A 16930-nucleotide genomic window follows, 5' to 3' on the forward strand; every position below is an offset into this window, starting at 1 on the left:
CCGGCCCGATGAGTCGCAACCTGCTGTCGGTCGCCGACCTCGGCGCCGACGGGATCGACGAGATCCTGCGCCTGACCGACTCGTTCGTCGAGGTCAGCGAACGGGCCATCCCGAAGGTGCCGGCCCTGCGGGGCAAGACCGTGGCCTGGCTGTTCTTCGAGGACTCCACCCGCACCCGGCTCTCGTTCGAGACCGCCGCCCGCCGGCTGTCGGCCGACGTCATGAACTTCTCGGTCTCCTCCTCCTCGGTGAAGAAGGGCGAGTCCCTGCGCGACACCGTGCAGACCATCGAGGCCATGGGCGTCGACGCCATCGTGGTGCGCCACCGCTCGGCGGGGGCGCCCTGGCAGGTCGCCCGCTGGGCCGACGCCTCGGTCGTCAACGCCGGTGACGGCTGGCACGAGCACCCCACGCAGGCGCTGCTCGACTGCTACACGATCCGCCAACACCTCGGCTCGTGCGAGGGCCTGCGCATCGCCATCGTCGGCGACGTCAAGCACTCCCGGGTGGCGCGCTCGGACGTGCTGGCCTTCACCAGCCTCGGCGCCGAGGTCACCCTGGTGGCCCCGCCCACGCTGCTGCCGCCCAGCCTCGAGGGCTGGCCCGTCACCGTGAGCCACGACCTCGACGCCGTCTTGCCCAAGGTGGACATCGTCTACCTGATGCGGATGCAGCGTGAGCGCATGGACTCGGCCCTGGTGCCCTCCCTGCGCGAGTACACCGCCCGCTACGGCCTCACCCGGCGACGGGTGGACCGCCTCGACGACGCCGCCCTCGTGATGCACCCGGGGCCCATGAACCGGGGGGTGGAGATCGCCGCCGACGTGGCCGACCTGCCCCGCTCGGTGATCGTCGACCAGGTGCGCAACGGCGTGGCCGTGCGCATGGCCGTCCTGTACCTCCTGCTCGGATCGGGCAGCGACAAGGTCCTGCAACTGGAGAACCCCTCATGATCATCGTCAAGGGCGGCACGGTCGTCGACGCCACCGGTGAGCGCCGGGCCGACGTGGCCATCGACGACGACGGCACCATCGCCGCCGTCGGCGAGGGCCTCGAAGGGGGGCGGGTCATCGACGCCGACGGCTGCTATGTGGCTCCCGGCCTGGTCGACCTCCACACCCACCTGCGAGAGCCCGGACGCGAGGAGGCGGAGACGGTCGAGACCGGGTCCCGAGCCGCTGCCCTGGGCGGGTTCACCGCCGTGGTGGCCATGCCCAACACCGATCCCCCCATCGACAGCGCCTCGGTGGTCCGCGAGGTGCTCGAGCTGGGCCGGGCCGCCCCGTGCGACGTGCACTCGTCGGGGGCCATCACCGTCGGGCGCAAGGGCGAGCAGCTCACCCCCATGGCCGAGATGGCCGACCTCGGCGTGCGCCTGTTCACCGACGACGGCGACGGGGTCCAGGACGCCGGCCTGATGCGTCGCGCCCTCGAGTACGCGTCCGGCCTCCCCCAGCAGGTCACGCTCGCGCAGCACTGTGAGGTCGCGGCCCTGGCCGCCGGCGGGCACATGCACGAAGGCGAGTGGTCCAGTCGACTCGGCATCCCCGGCCAGCCGGCCGAGTCCGAGGAGCTGATGGTGGCCCGGGACATCGTGCTGTCCCGCCTCACCGGCATGCGGGTGCACTTCCAGCACCTGTCCACGGCGGTCTCGGTCGACCTCGTCTGCGAGGCGAAGGCCCGGGGCCTGCAGGTCACCGCCGAGGCCACCACCCACCACTTCACCCTGACCGACGCCCAGGTGGCGTCGTACGACCCGCTCTACAAGGTCAACCCCCCGTTGCGCCCGGACGCGGACGTCGCCGCGGTGCGGGCCGGGCTCGCCGACGGCGCCATCGACGCCATCGCCACCGACCACGCGCCGCACACGCAGGAGGCCAAGGAGCAGGCCTTCGACCAGGCGCCACCCGGGATGCTCGGCCTCGAGACCGCACTCGCCCTGGCCCTGACCAAGCTCGACCTCCCCATCGCCCAGGTGCTGGCGCTGCTGTCCTGGCAGCCGGCCGCCATCGCCGGCCTGGCCGACCAGCACGGCGGCCCGGTGGCCGAAGGGCGCCCCGCCAACCTGTGCGTCATCGACCCCACCGAGACGTGGACGGTCGACCCGGCGCAGTCGGCCAGCCGTAGCCGCAACAACCCCTATGCCGGCCGCACCCTCACCGGCCGGGTCCGCCACACCTTCCTGTTCGGAGAACCCGTTGTCCTCGATGGAGAAGCGCAGAGATGACTGACCCGATCCGGCCGGCCCTGTTGGTCCTGGCCGACGGCACCACCTTCGAGGGCGAGGCCATCGGCGCCGAGCCGCCCGGGGGCGTCGCCACCGGGGAGGTGGTGTTCAACACCGTCCTCACCGGCTACCAGGAGGTGATCACCGACCCGTCCTACGCGGGGCAGATCATCACCTTCACCTACCCCCACATCGGCAACTACGGGGTCACCGCGCTCGACGACGAGAGCCGCCGGCCCTTCTGCCGTGGCGTCATCGTCCGCGAGATGGCCCGGCGGCGCAGCAACTGGCGGTCCACCGACGACCTCGACGGCTACCTGGCGGCGAAGGGCGTCCCCGGCATCGGAGGGATCGACACGCGACGGCTCACCCGCCACATCCGCGAGGCGGGAGCCATGCCCGGCGCCTTCGGCACCGCCGACGAGGTCACCCTCAAGGCGGCGGCGCAGGCTGAGCCGGGTACCGACGGCGCCGACCTCGTCGCCGAGGTCACGTGCGCCGAGCCCTACACGGTCGGCGACGGGCCTCGCCGGGTCGTGGCCTACGACCTCGGCATCAAGGCCACCATCCTCCACCACCTCGGCCAGCACGCGACCGTCGAGGTCGTGCCCGCCCACACCTCGGCCGCCGACGTCCTGGCCCGGCGCCCTGACGGCGTGTTCCTGTCGAACGGCCCCGGGGACCCGGCGGCGGTGACGGGCACCGTCGAGGCCATCCGCGGCCTCCTCGGCGAGGTGCCGATCTTCGGCATCTGCCTCGGCCACCAGCTGCTGGCCACCGCCCTCGGGGGCAGCACCTACAAGCTGCCCTTCGGCCACCACGGCGGCAACCATCCGGTGCGGCGCCTCGACACCGGGGCCATCGAGATCACCAGCCAGAACCACAACTACGCGGTGGCGGAGGGCTCGCTCGCCACCGCCGACGTGAGCCACGTGAACCTGAACGACGGCGTGGTCGAGGGCCTGCGGGTGCGCGACGTGCCCGCCTTCTCCGTGCAGTACCACCCCGAGGCCGGCCCGGGGCCGCACGACTCGCGCTACCTGTTCGACCTCTTCGACGACCTCATGGACTCGCCCCGGGAGGGCACCCGCTGATGCCGAAGCGCACCGACATCGAATCGATCCTCATCATCGGATCGGGCCCGATCGTCATCGGGCAGGCGTGCGAGTTCGACTACTCCGGCACGCAGGCCTGCCGCGTCCTGCGCCAGGAGGGGTACCGGGTGATCCTGGCCAACTCCAACCCGGCCACGATCATGACCGACCCGGACTTCGCCGACGCCACCTACGTCGAGCCGCTCGACGCCGACGTGCTCACCGCCATCATCGACAGGGAGCGCCCCGATGCGGTGCTCCCCACCCTGGGCGGGCAGACCGCGCTGAACCTGGCGATGGAGCTGGTCGAGCGGGGCGTGGTGGACGGCACCGGGACCGCGAACGACGGGCGTCCGGAACTGATCGGGGCGCGTGCCGAGGCCATCGCCACGGCCGAGGACCGCGAGCAGTTCAAGGTGGCCATGAAGGAGATCGGCGTCGGGGTACCCGAATCAGCCATCGCCCACACCCTGGACGAGGCGATGGCCGCGGTGGACTCCATCGGCCTGCCCGTGATCATCCGTCCGGCGTACATCCTCGGCGGGCGCGGCACCGGCATGGCCGCCACCCACGAGGAGTTCCGGGCGGCGGCGGCGCACGGCCTCGAGGCCAGCCCGATCTCCGAGATCCTGATCGAGGAGTCGATCGCGGGCTGGAAGGAGTTCGAGCTCGAGGTCATGCGCGACCACGCGGACAACTGCGTGGTGGTCTGCACCATCGAGAACTTCGACCCGATGGGCGTCCACACGGGCGACTCCATCACCGTCGCCCCGGCCCAGACGCTGAGCGACGTCGAGTACCAGCTGATGCGCGATGCCGCCTTCGCCTGCATGCGGCGCGTCGGCGTCGAGACCGGCGGCTCGAACGTGCAGTTCGCGCTCAACCCCGTCGACGGCAAGATGGTCGTGATCGAGATGAACCCGCGGGTGAGCCGCTCCTCGGCGCTCGCCTCGAAGGCCACCGGGTTCCCCATCGCCAAGATCGCGGCGCGCCTCGCCGTCGGCTACACGCTCGACGAGATCCCCAACGACATCACCGAGAAGACGCCGGCCAGCTTCGAGCCGACCATCGACTACGTGGTCACCAAGATCCCGCGCTGGGCCTTCGAGAAGTTCCCCGGGACGCCGGCCGTCCTCGGCACCCAGATGCAGTCGGTGGGCGAGGCCATGGCCATCGGCCGCACCTTCCCCGAGTCGATGCAGAAGGGCCTGCGGTCGCTCGAGCACGGGCGCTTCGGCCTCAACTGCGACCCGGGCGAGGCCCTCTACGACAACCTGGGCGACGACGAGCTCATCGCCAAGGCCGCCATCGGCACCCCCGACCGCCCCTTCCAGCTCGAGGCTGCCCTTCGGCGCGGCATCAGCATCGAGCGTCTGTACGAGGCCACGCGCGTCGACCCGTGGTTCCTGGATCAGTTCCTCGCCATCGTGGAGGAGCGGGCCCACCTCGCCGAGGTCGGCTTCTCGGCGATGACCCGCCAGGACTGGCGGCGGGCCAAGCGCCTCGGGTTCTCCGATGCCCAGCTCGGGTACCTGTGGGACGTGCCGGAGGCCGAGGTGCGCACCGCCCGCCTCGCGGCCGGCGTGGTCCCGACCTTCAAGACGGTCGACACCTGCGGGGCCGAGTTCGAGGCCCGCACGCCGTACCACTACTCGACCTACGAGGACGAGGACGAGATCCGCCCGGGCGACCGCCCCAAGGTGATCATCCTCGGCTCCGGGCCCAACCGCATCGGCCAGGGCATCGAGTTCGACTACTGCTGCGTCCACGCCAGCTTCGCCCTGTCCGAGGCGGGCTACGAGACGGTGATGGTCAACTGCAACCCCGAGACCGTGTCCACGGACTACGACACCAGCGACCGGCTCTACTTCGAGCCCCTCACCCTCGAGGACGTCGCCAACGTGCTCGACGCCGAGTCGGCCGAGGGTGAGGTGGCCGGGGTGATCGTGGCCCTCGGGGGTCAGACGCCCCTCAAGCTGGCGGGCCTGCTGCCCGAGGGCCTCGTCCGGGGCACCAGCGCGGCCTCCATCGACCTCGCCGAGGACCGGGAGCGGTGGAACTCGCTGTGCGCCCACCTCGACATCCCCCAGCCCGCGGGCGGCACGGCGTCGACGGTCGAGCAGGCGCAGGCCGTCGTCGACCGCGTCGGCTACCCCGTCCTGGTGCGCCCCTCCTACGTGCTGGGCGGCCGGGCCATGGAGATCGTCTACGACGACGAGAGCCTGCGCCGGGCCATGGAGCAGCTCGCCGGCTTCGGCTCGCTCGGCAAGGAGGGCGGCCTGTCGGCCGAGCGCCCCGTGCTCATCGACCGCTTCCTCGAGGACGCCACCGAGGTCGACGTCGACGCCATCCGCGACACCACCGGCGAGGTGGTCATCGGGGGGATCATGGAGCACGTCGAGGAGGCTGGTGTCCACTCCGGCGACAGCGCGTGCGTCATCCCGCCGCCGAACCTCTCCGAGGAGACCATCGAGGTCCTCGAGACCTACACCCGGGCCATCGCGGAGGCCCTCGACGTGTGCGGGCTGATCAACGTCCAGTACGCCGTGAAGGCGGGCCAGGTGTTCGTCATCGAGGCCAACCCACGCGCCTCTCGCACCGTGCCCTTCGTGGCCAAGGCCACCGGCGTGCCCCTGGTGAAGGTCGCCGCTCGCACGATGATGGGCGCGAGCCTCGCCGAGCTGCGCGAGGAGGGCCTGCTCCGGGACCCCGTCGTGGGCGACCACTACGCGGTCAAGGAGGCGGTCCTGCCGTTCAGTCGCTTCCCCGACGCCGACGCGGTGCTCGGGCCCGAGATGCGCTCGACGGGCGAGGTCATGGGCATCGACCTGACCGTGGGCCTCGCGTTCTTCAAGAGCCAGCTGGCGGCCGGTGAGCGCATGCCGGCGAGCGGCACCGTCTTCTTGTCCCTCGCCGACCGCGACAAGGCCGTCGCCCTCGAAGCGGCCCGCCGGTTCGTCGACCTGGGCTTCGACATCGCCGCCACCGCCGGCACCGCCGCGCTGCTCCAGGAGCACGGCATCGACGTGGCCACCGTGGTGGCCAAGCTGGGGGAGGAGGGCGGCGGCACCGACGCCGTCGAGCTCATCTCCAGCGGCAAGGTCGACCTGGTGATCAACAGCCCCCGTGGCCGTGGGCCGCGCTCGGACGGCGCCCACATCCGCGCCGCGGCCGGCCGGCACCACGTGCCCCTGCTCACCACCGGCGCGGCGGGCCTCGCCGCGGCCAAGGGAATGGCGGACTGGTCCCGCCACGAGCTCCGGGTGCGCAGCCTGCAGGACTTCCACCTCGGCGTCAGCACCGACGATCTCGCCCCGTCCTCGTGATGCCACCGCCGGCGCCCGCATGGACCTGACCACCACGATCGGGTCCGTGACCCTGCCCAACCCGGTGATGACGGCGTCGGGCACGGCCGGCCATGGCACCGAGCTGTCGCCGTACCTCGATCTCGCCGAGCTCGGAGCCGTCGTGGTGAAGTCGCTCTCCGCCGAGCCGTGGCCCGGCAACCCCGCCCCCCGGGTGCACGAGACGCCGGCGGGGATGCTCAACAGCATCGGGTTGCAGGGCCGCGGAGTGGCCTTCTGGCTCGAGGAGGAGCTCCCACCGTTGCTCGACCTCGGCGCCCGGGTGGTGGTTTCCATCTGGGGTCGTTCGGTGGAGGACTACGCCGCCGCGGCCGCACTGTTGGCGGACGCCCCGCCCGAGGTGGTCGCAGTGGAGGTCAACCTGTCGTGCCCGAACGTCGAGTCCCGCGGCTCGATGTTCGCCCACTCCCCGGCGTCGACCACCGAGGCGATGGCCGTCACCGAAGTGTGCGGCCGTCCCCGTTGGGCCAAGCTCAGCCCCAACGTCACCGACCTCACCGCCATCGCCGCCGCCGCCCGGGAGGGTGGCGCCGAGGCCGTCACCCTCATCAACACGGTCATGGGCCTGCTCATCGATCCGGAGACCCGCCGCCCGCGCCTCGGTAACGGCGGCGGCGGGCTCTCGGGGCCGGCCATCCACCCCGTGGCGGTGCGGGCGGTCTACGAGTGCCGGGCCGCCCACCCCGACCTGCCCATCGTCGGCGTGGGTGGCGTGGCCAAGGGTGCGGACGCCGCCGAACTGCTGTTGGCCGGCGCCTCGGGGGTGCAGGTTGGCACGGCCACGTTCGCCGATCCACGCGCTCCGGCTCGCGTGCTGAAAGAATTAGCCGCGTGGGTCCGGCGCCAGGCGGATCCCCGTCTCTCGCACATCATCGGAGGAGCACATGACTGAGACCACCGCGGCGGCCGCCGCCACCGAGGCGCGGGACCATCTGGCCCTGGCGCTCGACGTGGACGACCTCGTGGTGGCCATGCGCCTGGCCCGCCAGCTCCAGCCGTACTTCCGGGTGGCCAAGGTCGGCCTCGAGCTCTACAGCGCCGTCGGGCCCGACACCATCGGTGCCCTCACCGACCTCGGCTACGACGTCTTCCTCGACCTCAAGCTGCACGACATCCCCACCACGGTGGAGAAGGCCGCCAAGGTGCTCGGGTCCCTCGGCGCCTCGTACCTCACGCTGCACGCCCATGGTGGGGTGCCCATGCTCCGTGCCGGCGTCCACGGCCTGGCCGAAGGTGCGGCCAACGCCGGTCTCGAGCCTCCCATGGCCATGGCGGTCACGGTCCTCACCAGCGACGCCGACGCTCCGCCCCACATCGTCCCCAAGCGGGTGATGGTGGCCGCCGAGGCGGGCTGCGGCGGCATCGTCTGCGCCGCGTCCGACCTCAAGGACGTGCACGAGTACGCGCCGCGCCTGTTCCGCATGGTGCCCGGCATCCGCCCCGCGGGCAGCGACGCGAACGACCAGGCCCGCACGGCCACGCCCCGCGAGGCACTCGACGCCGGCGCCGACGTGCTCGTCATCGGCCGCCCCGTCACGTTGGCCGACGACCCGGTGGCTGCGGCAGCGGCGCTCGTCGCCGACCTCAGCTGATCGACCGGGGTCCGTTCGGAGGCACTCGCGGCCGACGGTAGGGTCCGAGGGATGCCGCAACCGCCGACGTTGTCCGACGAGCAACGGGCCGCCGCCCGCGACAAGGCCCTGCGCGCCCGCCAGGAGCGGGCCCGGCTGAAAGAGGACCTGAAGGCCGGCACCGTGAGCCTCGCCGACGTGTTCGCCCGCGCCGTCGACGACGAGGTGGTCGCCGGCACGAAGATGCTCGTGATCCTCGAGTCCCTGCCGGCGGTGGGCAAGGTCAAGGCGCGGCGCACCATGGACACCATCGGCATCGCCCACTCGCGCCGGGTGCGCGGGGTGGGGGAGCACCAGCGCGAGAAGCTGCTGGCCGAATTCCCGTCGACGTCGTCGTCGTCGTGAACGTCGTCATCTGCGGTCCGGGTGGGGCCGGCAAGGGCACCCTGGTCGCCCGACTGCTCGAGCGTGATCCGAGCCTCTGGCTGAGCCGGTCGTGGACCACCCGCGCCCGCCGCCCCGGTGAGGCCGAGGACGCCTACGTGTTCGCCAGCCCCGAGGAGTTCGAGGCCAACGTGGCCGCCGGCGGGTTCCTGGAGTGGGTCGAGTTCCTCGACTACCGCCAGGGCACGCCGCTGCCCGACCCGCCCGAGGGCGTGGACATGGTCTTCGAGATCGACGTCCACGGGGCCCGCTCCATTCGCGAGCACGACCCTGACGCCCTGGTCGTGTTCGTCACCACCCCGACGCCCGAGGTGCAGGCGGCCCGCCTGCGCAACCGGGGCGACGATCCCGCGGTGATCGAGAAGCGCCTCGCCAAGGCGCCCGAGGAGCACGAGGTGGCCTCGTCCCTCGACGCCCATGTGGTCATCAACGACGACCTCCTGCAGGCCCTGCACGAGATCGAGACGCTGATCGCCGGCGCCCGCAGGCGTCCCGCCGGCGCCTGAGCGGGCGACCCGTCCGGCCCGCACCATCTCGGGATTCCGGGGGTGCGGCTGGTAACCTGGCACGCCCGCTGTCTGAGGAGTCCGCATGCCGACGCGCCACAACACGATGATGAACCCGCCGATCGAGGAGCTGCTCTCCAAGGTCGACTCCAAGTTCACCCTGGTCACGCTGGGCTCGATGCGGGCACGCCAGATCAACTCCTACTTCAACCAGCTGGGCGAGGGCCTCGGCTCCGCCGTCCCGCCCCAGGTCACCTCGCTGGCCCGCAAGCCCCTCTCGATCGCCTTCGAGGAGATCGCCGCCGACAAGATCATCGGTGTCGTCCCCGAGCCGGCGCCCGAGGTCGAGGTCGTCGCCGATGAGGCCGACGACGCGGGCGACGCCGAGACCGACACCGAGTAGGAGCACCCGGCCATGCCCGCGGCCCTCGAGGGCCGCCGCATCGTCCTGGGCGTCACCGGGGGCATCGCCGCCTACAAGGCGGTCGAGGTCTGCCGTCGCCTGGTCGACGCGGGGGCGCACGTGAGCCCCGTCCTCACCGAGGGCGCCACCCGTTTCGTGGGCGAGGTCACCTTCTCGGCCCTGGCCTCCGAGCCCGTCCAGACGTCGCTCTGGGACGAGGCCAGCCCCATCCCGCACACCCGGCTCGGCCAGGGCGCGGACCTCATCCTGGTGGCGCCGGCCACGGCCCGTCTGCTGGCGGCCTATACGGCCGGGCTCTCCGACGACCTCCTCACGGCCACGCTGCTCGCCACCCGCGCGCCCGTGGTGGTCTGCCCGGCCATGCACACCGAGATGTGGGAGCACCCGGCGGTCCAGGACAACCTGCGCACGCTGGCCGAGCGGGGGGTCACCATCGTCCCGCCCGCCGAGGGTCGCCTGGCCGGGGGCGACGTCGGCGCCGGTCGCCTCGCCGAGCCGGAGGACATCGTCGCGGCGGTCGAGCGCCTCCTGGCCCCGCAGGACCTCGCCGGCCTCCGGGTCCTCGTCACCGCCGGCGGCACCCGTGAGCCCCTCGACCCCGTGCGATTCCTGGGCAACCGCTCGTCGGGCAAGCAGGGCCACGCGATCGCCGACGAGGCCGCGGCGCGGGGCGCCAAGGTCACCATCGTCACCACCACCGGGAGGCCCGTCGCCGCCGGGGTCGAGGCCGTGACCGTCGAGACCGCGGCGGAGATGGAGCAGGCCGTGCTCACCCGCAGCGACGCCGCCGACATCGTGGTCATGGCCGCGGCAGTGGCCGACTTCCGCCCGGCCGTCCGCCAGGATCAGAAGATCAAGAAGGCCGGCGGCACGCCCGAGATCGTCCTCGAGCCGACCCCGGACATCCTCGCCGCCCTGGGTCGGCGCAAGCGCCCCGGGCAGACCCTGGTCGGCTTCGCGGCCGAGACCCAGGACCTGCGGGCGAACGCCGGCGCCAAGCTGGCGGCCAAAGGGGCCGACCTCATCGTCGCCAACGACGTCTCCGCACCCGCGGTCGGGTTCGAACACGACACCAACCAGGTGCTAATCATGTCGGGTTCGGGAATCGAGCGGGACGTCCCTCTGAGCGACAAGCGGGCGGTCGCGCGAGCGGTGCTCGACGCCGTCGTCTCGACCCGAGACACCTCGTCTCCAGATCTTCCACCCACCCCCACCACCTAGGGAGCGACACACGTGACCAGCTGGACCTTCACCTCGGAATCGGTCACCGAGGGGCACCCCGACAAGATGGCCGACCAGATCTCCGACGCCATCCTCGACGCCATGCTGGCGCAGGACCCGGCCAGCCGTGTCGCCTGTGAGACCCTCGTGACCACCGGCCTCGCCGTCGTCGCCGGTGAGATCACCACCGACGCCTACGTCGACATCCCCCGCGTCGTGCGCGAGACCATCAACGGCATCGGCTACGACCGCGAGTCGTTCGGCTACGACGGCAACACCTGCGGCGTCATGGTGTCCATCGACGAGCAGTCCCAGGACATCGCCCAGGGCGTGGACGACTCCGAGGAGGTCCGCTCGGGCCAGTCCGGCGAGGAGGACCAGCTGGACAAGCAGGGCGCCGGCGACCAGGGGATGATGTTCGGCTACGCGTGCGACGAGACCGACGTGCTCATGCCGCTGCCCATCCACGTGGCGCACCGCATGGCCGAGCGCCTCGCCGAGGTGCGCAAGGCCGGGACCATCCCGTACCTGCGCCCCGACGGCAAGACCCAGGTCACCTTCGACTACGAGGACGGCAAGCCCGTCCGCCTGCGCACCGTGCTGGTGTCCACCCAGCACAACGACGGCATCGACCGTGACTCGATGATCCGCCCCGACCTCATCGAGCACGTGATCCGCCCCGTCATCCCCGAGCAGTTCGCGGGCGACGACTACGAGGTCTTCGTCAACCCGACCGGCCGCTTCGTCATCGGCGGCCCCGTGGGCGATGCCGGCCTCACCGGCCGCAAGATCATCGTCGACACCTACGGCGGCATGGGTCGCCACGGCGGCGGCGCCTTCTCGGGCAAGGACCCCAGCAAGGTCGACCGCTCGGCCGCCTACGCCGCCCGCTGGGTGGCGAAGAACGTGGTCGCCTCCGGCGCCGCCACCCGCTGCGAGGTCCAGGTGGCCTACGCCATCGGTGTGGCCCACCCCATGTCGATCATGGTGGAGACCTTCGGCACCGAGACCGTGGACCGGGCCAAGATCGAGCCCGCCGTGCGCGAGGTGTTCGACCTGCGCCCCGCCGCCATCCTGCGTGACCTCGACCTGCGCCGGCCGATCTACCAGCAGACCGCGGCCTACGGGCACTTCGGTCGCTCGGGCGACGGCGACGGCTTCACCTGGGAGCGGACCGACCGGGTGGACGCCCTGAAGTCCGCCCTCGGCCTCTGACGGCCGGAGACACACCGACACCGCCCCCCGGGGCGGAACCACCGGCGCGGCGCGTCCCTCGGGGCGCGCCCGCCGCGCGCCCGGGGCTGGACGCGCTCGAGCTGGACCTGGGCCTCGAGTCGGGCGAGGCCCGGCCCGGCCCGCCGCGCCCCCGGTCGAAGCCGTCGGCCGCGGCGCCCGCCCCCGACGAGCCCGAGCTGGACCTCGGACTCGGGCCCGGTGGTGGGGCGCCGCACTCGGGCCCCGCGGGCCCCGAGGACGCGATCGAGCGTGAGAACGAGGCCGCGGGCGAGCACGAGCCCGCGGCCGACCCATCGCAGGAGGCGCTGCCGGTCGAGGCCCCACGGCCGCAGGCCGAGCATCCGGTGGTGGTGCGCGTCCTGCCCGACGTGCCCGCCATCGAGCGGGAGTTCGACTACCTCGTCCCCGATCGCCTGCTCCCGCCCGCCGGGCGAGTCGAGGTCGGCGACCTGGTGCGCATCGATCTCCACGGCCGGCGGGTGGGCGGTTGGGTCACCGCGGTCGACGTCGAACCGCCCTCCGGCGTGACCCTGCGCCCCCTCGCCAAGGTGTCAGGGCGGGGCCCGAACGCCGAGATGATCGATCTGGCCGGGTGGGGGGCGTGGCGCTGGGCCGGTCGGCGGGTGCCGTTCCTACGTACGGCGTCGCCCGAACGGGTGGTGGCCCGGATCCCGGCGGCGCCGGCGCGGGGCACGCCCGTGCCGATCGTCGCCGACGACCTCGCGCTCGACGCGTTCACCCACGAGCGCGCCGTCGTCCGCCTGCCCCCCTCCGCTGACCACTTCCCCTTCGTCCTCGCCGCGGCCGCCCAGGGCAACGCGCTGGTGCTGACGCCGGCGTTGGCGGCGGCGCGTGCGCTCGGCGTGCGCCTCCGGCGCTCCGGGGTGTCGGTGGCCCTCCTGCCCCGGGACTGGGCCGTGGCCGCCGGCGGCGCCACCGTCGTGGGCGCACGGGCGGCGGCGTGGGCACCGATGCGTGACCTCACCGCCGTCCTCGTCCTCGACGAGCACGACGAGGGCTACCAGGAGGAGCGCACGCCCACGTGGCACGCCCGGGACGTCGCCATCGAGCGCGCCCGGCGCGCCGGGGTGCCGTGCGTGCTGGTGTCGCCCTGCCCGACGCTGGAGGCCCAGGCCTGGGGCGACCTGCTCCCACCGTCACGCCAGGCCGAGCGCTCCGGCTGGCCCGTGGTGGACGTGGTCGACCGACGCGAGGAGGATCCCGGGCGGGCCGGCCTGTACTCCCCGCTGCTCGTCGAGCGCCTTCGGGCCGGCGGGCGGGTGGTCTGCGTCCTGAACCGGGTCGGGCGGGCTCGCCTGTTGGCCTGCGTGCGCTGCGGCGAGCTGGCCCGCTGCGAGCGGTGCGGTTCGTCCACCGCCGAGGACGAGGTCGGCACCCTCACCTGTCGCCACTGCGCCTTGGAGCGCCCGACGGTGTGCCTCGCCTGCCACGCCACGAGCTTCAAGAACCTCCGGGCGGGCATCGCCCGCGCCCGCGAGGAGCTCGAGGCGCTCGCCGGTGAGCCCGTGGTCGAGGTGAGTGCCAAGACCGCCGGGGAGGACCTGCCCACAGCACGGGTCTTCGTCGGCACCGAGGCCGTCCTCCACCAGGTGCCCGACGCCGCCGTCGTGGCCTTCCTCGACCTCGACCAGGAGCTCCTGGCCCCCCGCTATCGGGCGGCCGAGCAGGCCATGGCCCTGTTGGCCCGGGCCGCGCGCCTCCTCGGTGGTCGGGCCGACGGCGGCCGCCTCGTGCTCCAGACCCGCCTGCCCCAGCACGAAGTGGTCACCGCCGCCCTGCACGCCGACCCGGGTCGCGTGGCCACGGCCGACCGTGAGCGACGGCGGGCGTTGGCCAACCCGCCCTTCTCGGCCGCTGCCACGGTCTCGGGTGTCGCCGCCGAGGCCTACGTCGAAGCGCTGGGCACGCCGCCCGGGGTCGATGTGCTCGGCCCCCGCGACGGTGAGTGGCTGCTGCGCGCCCCCGACCACCGCACCCTCTGCGACGCCCTCTCGGCGACCCCGCGCCCGCCCGGGCGCCTCCGCCTCGCCGTCGACCCCCTCCGCTGACGCTCCCCACCCCTCGTTCCGGGACCACCGTGGTGTCGTGGGGAGCACCAGCGTGGTCCCGGAGGGGAGGGGTGAGGGGGCCGGTTCGACGGGGGCGCCGTCGTCCGACAGCATGCGGGCATGCGCGTCGTGGCCGGCTCAGCCCGGGGGATCCGCCTCGAGGGACCACCGTCGGAGGGGACCCGCCCGATCAGCGACCGGGCCAAGGAGGCGCTGTTCAACATCTTCGGCCGCGACGTCCGCGACGCCCGCTTCCTCGACCTGTTCGCCGGCACGGGGGGCGTGGGCATCGAGGCGTTGAGCCGCGGCGCGGCCGAGGCGGTACTGGTCGAGCAGGACCGGGCCGTGGTCGACGTGATCAAGGCCAACCTGGCCAAGACCCGCCTCGCCGACCGGGCCGTGATCGAGCGGGCCGACGTGTTCGCCTGGCTCGATCGCCCGGTCAGCGCCCCGTTCGACCTGGTGTTCTCCGGGCCCCCGCAGTGGCACGACCTCTGGGGGAAGTCCCTGGCCGCGATCGACGAGCGCAGCGCCACCCTTTTGGCGGAAGGGGCCTGTGTGGTCCTCCAGCTCGATCCCCGGGAAGAGGACGACGAGCCGGAGCTGGCGCACCTCGAGCTGCTCGACGTCCGCCGCTATGGCAACGTGGCCCTGCGCTTCTACTCGGTAGCCTGAGGACGTATGCCTCCCTACGCCATCCGCGTGTTCGGTGATCCCGTCCTCACCCAGCGCGCCGCCGAGGTCGACGACATCAACGGCGCCCTCGTCCGCCTCGCCGACGACATGTTGACCACGATGTACGACGCGCCGGGCCTCGGCCTCGCCGCCCCCCAGGTGGGTGTGCAGAAGCGGCTGTTCGTCTACGACGCCGGCGACGGGCCCGCCGTCCTGGTCAACCCGGTCATCTCCGAGAGCAGCGGCGAATGGGCCTACGAGGAGGGTTGCCTGTCGGTGCCCGGGCTCTCGTGGGAGATCATCCGCCCCAAGGAGATCCACCTCACCGGCTACGACCTCGACGGCAACGAGGTCTCCTTCGAGGCCGACGAGCTGTTGTCACGCCTGTTCCAGCACGAGCTCGACCACCTCGACGGCGTGCTCCTCCTCGAGCACCTCGACGACGACCAGCGCAAGGCCGCCAAGAAGGCACTCCGCGAGGCGGCCATGGCCCGAGACGCCGCGCCGCCTCCCGCCGCGGCCTCCCGTGGCGGGCTCCGACTCTCCTGAGTCGCCGCCGGTCCCTGGCTCTTCCATGACGCCACCGCCGATCCCGCCCGATCCACGGCGCCTCGTCTACCTCGGCACGCCGGCGTTGGCCGTGCCCCCGCTGCAGGCGCTGGTCGACGACGGCCGTGACGTCGCCCTCGTGGTCACCCGGCCCGACAAGCGGCGGGAGAGAGGCGGCGACCTCCAGCCCAGTCCGGTCAAGGCCGCGGCCCTCGAGCTGGGCATCCCCGTGAGCCACGACGTCGACGACATCCTGACCGTCGGCGCAGAGCTGGGCGTGGTCGTGGCCTTCGGCGAGATCCTGAAGGACCACGTGATCGACGCAGTCCCGCTCGTGAACCTGCACTTCTCGCTGCTGCCGCGCTGGCGGGGCGCGGCGCCGGTCGAGCGGGCCATCCTCGCCGGCGACGAGCACACCGGCGTGTGTCTCATGGAAGTCGTCTCCGAGCTCGACGCCGGCGCCGTGTACGCCCGAACCGAGTGCTGGGTGCACCCCGACGTCACCCTGGACGAGCTGCGCGACGAACTGGTCGACCTCGGCTCCTCGCTGCTGCTGGACGCCCTGGCCGAAGGCTTCGGCGAGCCCCGTCTCCAGGAGGGCGAGGTCACCTACGCCAGGAAGATCCGGCCGGAGGAGCGCGAGATCGACTGGTCCCGTCCGGCGGTCGAGATCCACCGCCAGGTGCGGGTCGGCGGGGCGTGGACGACGTACCGGGGCAAGCGCCTCAAGATCCACCGCACCCGCCTCGTCGAGTCGCCCCCGGCGCCGGCCGTGGCCGTGGGGGACGTCGAGCACGCCGGCGGCGAGGTCCTCGTCGGTGCCGGCGACGGCCCGCTCGCCGTGGTCGAGGTGCAGCCCGAGGGCAAGGGCCACCAGCCCGCCGAGGCGTGGTTCAACGGGGCCCACTGGACCGACGTCGACCGCCTCGGCCAGTGACCATCCGTTCTGGCCGCGAGATCTCGGCCGTGACAACAGAGGGTCGCGGCCAGAACGTCGGATCCGGCCGGCGTGCGCGCCGTACGGTGAGGTGATGAGCTTGGAGGACGACGACGCCGCACTGCCCGCCAAGGTGCTGACGGTGTCCGACGGCGTCGTCGCCGGCACCAGGGAGGACAAGTCGGGTGATGCGCTGGCGGTGCACCTCGCCGCCCACGGCTACGAGGTGATCGAGCGCCGGGTCACCGAGGACGGCATCGAGCCCGTGGCGGCGGCGCTGCGCGACCTCACCGACGGCTTCGCCGGCCTGGTGGTCACCACCGGCGGCACCGGCTTCGGCCCCCGTGACCTCACCCCCGAGGGCACGCTCCAGGTGCTGGAGCGCGAGGCGCCCGGCCTGGCCGAGGCCATGCGTCTCGTCAGCCCCCTCGGCCGGCTCTCGCGAGCCGTCGCCGGGACGGTGGGGGAGAGCCTCGTGCTCAACACACCCGGGTCCACCAAGGGCTGCATCGAGACCCTCGACGCCGTCCTCGACGTCGTCCCTCACGCCCTCCGCCTCCTCGCCGGCCACCGCGAGCACTGACGCCCTGACCGACGGCGCCGGTAGCGTCG

The 16930-nt window shown here is 72.8% G+C and carries 16 protein-coding genes; all 16 read left to right on the forward strand.

Features of this window, described 5'->3' with window-relative positions; all coding sequences use genetic code 11:
• Window positions 1–8 precede the first annotated feature (8 nt).
• The 16 genes from JNK12_24270 (at window position 9) to JNK12_24345 (ending at window position 16901) form a co-directional block, all read left to right on the forward strand.
• A complete protein-coding gene (locus JNK12_24270) occupies window positions 9–953 on the forward strand; it encodes an aspartate carbamoyltransferase catalytic subunit (protein ID MBL8779064.1) in 945 nt (314 codons plus the stop codon).
• On the forward strand, window positions 950–2227 hold the full coding sequence (locus tag JNK12_24275) for a dihydroorotase (protein ID MBL8779065.1): 1278 nt from the start codon (window positions 950–952) through the stop codon (window positions 2225–2227). Before JNK12_24270 ends, JNK12_24275 begins: the two co-directional genes overlap by 4 nt.
• An 8-nt stretch (window positions 2228–2235) precedes the next feature.
• Window positions 2236–3321 carry a glutamine-hydrolyzing carbamoyl-phosphate synthase small subunit gene (carA, locus tag JNK12_24280; protein ID MBL8779066.1) on the forward strand — a complete coding sequence of 362 codons (1086 nt, stop codon included), beginning with the start codon at window positions 2236–2238 and terminating at the stop codon, window positions 3319–3321.
• On the forward strand, window positions 3321–6647 hold the full coding sequence (carB, locus tag JNK12_24285; protein MBL8779067.1) for a carbamoyl-phosphate synthase large subunit: 3327 nt from the start codon (window positions 3321–3323) through the stop codon (window positions 6645–6647). The genes carA and carB overlap by 1 nt, the downstream gene beginning before the upstream one ends.
• 19 nt (window positions 6648–6666) lie before the next feature.
• The gene (locus tag JNK12_24290; GenBank protein ID MBL8779068.1) at window positions 6667–7578 is read left to right on the forward strand and encodes a dihydroorotate dehydrogenase; all 912 of its coding nucleotides are present in this window, start codon (window positions 6667–6669) and stop codon (window positions 7576–7578) included.
• The gene (gene pyrF / locus JNK12_24295; GenBank protein MBL8779069.1) at window positions 7571–8278 is read left to right on the forward strand and encodes an orotidine-5'-phosphate decarboxylase; all 708 of its coding nucleotides are present in this window, start codon (window positions 7571–7573) and stop codon (window positions 8276–8278) included. The genes JNK12_24290 and pyrF overlap by 8 nt, the downstream gene beginning before the upstream one ends.
• Before the next feature lie 51 nt (window positions 8279–8329).
• Complete coding sequence (locus tag JNK12_24300; GenBank protein ID MBL8779070.1) at window positions 8330–8662, forward strand: integration host factor; 333 nt, start codon at window positions 8330–8332, stop codon at window positions 8660–8662.
• On the forward strand, window positions 8659–9207 hold the full coding sequence (locus JNK12_24305; GenBank protein MBL8779071.1) for a hypothetical protein: 549 nt from the start codon (window positions 8659–8661) through the stop codon (window positions 9205–9207). Before JNK12_24300 ends, JNK12_24305 begins: the two co-directional genes overlap by 4 nt.
• A gap of 85 nt (window positions 9208–9292) precedes the next feature.
• Entirely contained in the window at window positions 9293–9610 is a 318-nt protein-coding gene (rpoZ, locus tag JNK12_24310) for a DNA-directed RNA polymerase subunit omega (GenBank protein ID MBL8779072.1), read from the forward strand.
• A gap of 12 nt (window positions 9611–9622) precedes the next feature.
• Entirely contained in the window at window positions 9623–10852 is a 1230-nt protein-coding gene (coaBC, locus tag JNK12_24315) for a bifunctional phosphopantothenoylcysteine decarboxylase/phosphopantothenate--cysteine ligase CoaBC (protein ID MBL8779073.1), read from the forward strand.
• 12 nt (window positions 10853–10864) lie between these two features.
• Window positions 10865–12067 (forward strand): methionine adenosyltransferase, encoded by a 1203-nt coding sequence (locus tag JNK12_24320; protein MBL8779074.1) that lies wholly within the window; start codon window positions 10865–10867, stop codon window positions 12065–12067.
• 368 nt (window positions 12068–12435) lie between these two features.
• A complete protein-coding gene (locus tag JNK12_24325) occupies window positions 12436–14157 on the forward strand; it encodes a hypothetical protein (protein MBL8779075.1) in 1722 nt (573 codons plus the stop codon).
• A 120-nt stretch (window positions 14158–14277) separates the two neighbouring features.
• Window positions 14278–14832, forward strand: a complete 555-nt coding sequence (gene rsmD / locus JNK12_24330; protein ID MBL8779076.1) for a 16S rRNA (guanine(966)-N(2))-methyltransferase RsmD — start codon at window positions 14278–14280, stop codon at window positions 14830–14832.
• Window positions 14833–14838: 6 nt separating this feature from the next.
• Window positions 14839–15381 (forward strand): peptide deformylase, encoded by a 543-nt coding sequence (gene def / locus JNK12_24335; protein ID MBL8779077.1) that lies wholly within the window; start codon window positions 14839–14841, stop codon window positions 15379–15381.
• 25 nt (window positions 15382–15406) lie between these two features.
• Window positions 15407–16318, forward strand: a complete 912-nt coding sequence (gene fmt, locus JNK12_24340; protein MBL8779078.1) for a methionyl-tRNA formyltransferase — start codon at window positions 15407–15409, stop codon at window positions 16316–16318.
• Window positions 16319–16412: 94 nt separating this feature from the next.
• Entirely contained in the window at window positions 16413–16901 is a 489-nt protein-coding gene (locus tag JNK12_24345; GenBank protein ID MBL8779079.1) for a MogA/MoaB family molybdenum cofactor biosynthesis protein, read from the forward strand.
• Window positions 16902–16930: the final 29 nt, after the last annotated feature.

This window comes from Acidimicrobiales bacterium, from assembly GCA_016794585.1.
Classification (GTDB): Bacteria; Actinomycetota; Acidimicrobiia; order Acidimicrobiales; family DATDAH01; genus JAEUJM01.

Excerpts from the sequence above, each read along its gene's own strand:
- def (MBL8779077.1), top strand. The coding sequence starts at position 14,839 with ATGCCTCCCTACGCCATCCGCGTGTTCGGTGATCCCGTCCTCACCCAG.
- pyrF (MBL8779069.1), top strand. The coding sequence starts at position 7,571 with ATGACTGAGACCACCGCGGCGGCCGCCGCCACCGAGGCGCGGGACCAT.
- JNK12_24275 (MBL8779065.1), top strand. The coding sequence starts at position 950 with ATGATCATCGTCAAGGGCGGCACGGTCGTCGACGCCACCGGTGAGCGC.
- JNK12_24300 (MBL8779070.1), top strand. The coding sequence starts at position 8,330 with ATGCCGCAACCGCCGACGTTGTCCGACGAGCAACGGGCCGCCGCCCGC.
- fmt (MBL8779078.1), top strand. The coding sequence starts at position 15,407 with ATGACGCCACCGCCGATCCCGCCCGATCCACGGCGCCTCGTCTACCTC.
- rpoZ (MBL8779072.1), top strand. The coding sequence starts at position 9,293 with ATGCCGACGCGCCACAACACGATGATGAACCCGCCGATCGAGGAGCTG.
- coaBC (MBL8779073.1), top strand. The coding sequence starts at position 9,623 with ATGCCCGCGGCCCTCGAGGGCCGCCGCATCGTCCTGGGCGTCACCGGG.
- JNK12_24270 (MBL8779064.1), top strand. The coding sequence starts at position 9 with ATGAGTCGCAACCTGCTGTCGGTCGCCGACCTCGGCGCCGACGGGATC.
- JNK12_24290 (MBL8779068.1), top strand. The coding sequence starts at position 6,667 with ATGGACCTGACCACCACGATCGGGTCCGTGACCCTGCCCAACCCGGTG.
- rsmD (MBL8779076.1), top strand. The coding sequence starts at position 14,278 with ATGCGCGTCGTGGCCGGCTCAGCCCGGGGGATCCGCCTCGAGGGACCA.
- JNK12_24345 (MBL8779079.1), top strand. The coding sequence starts at position 16,413 with ATGAGCTTGGAGGACGACGACGCCGCACTGCCCGCCAAGGTGCTGACG.
- carB (MBL8779067.1), top strand. The coding sequence starts at position 3,321 with ATGCCGAAGCGCACCGACATCGAATCGATCCTCATCATCGGATCGGGC.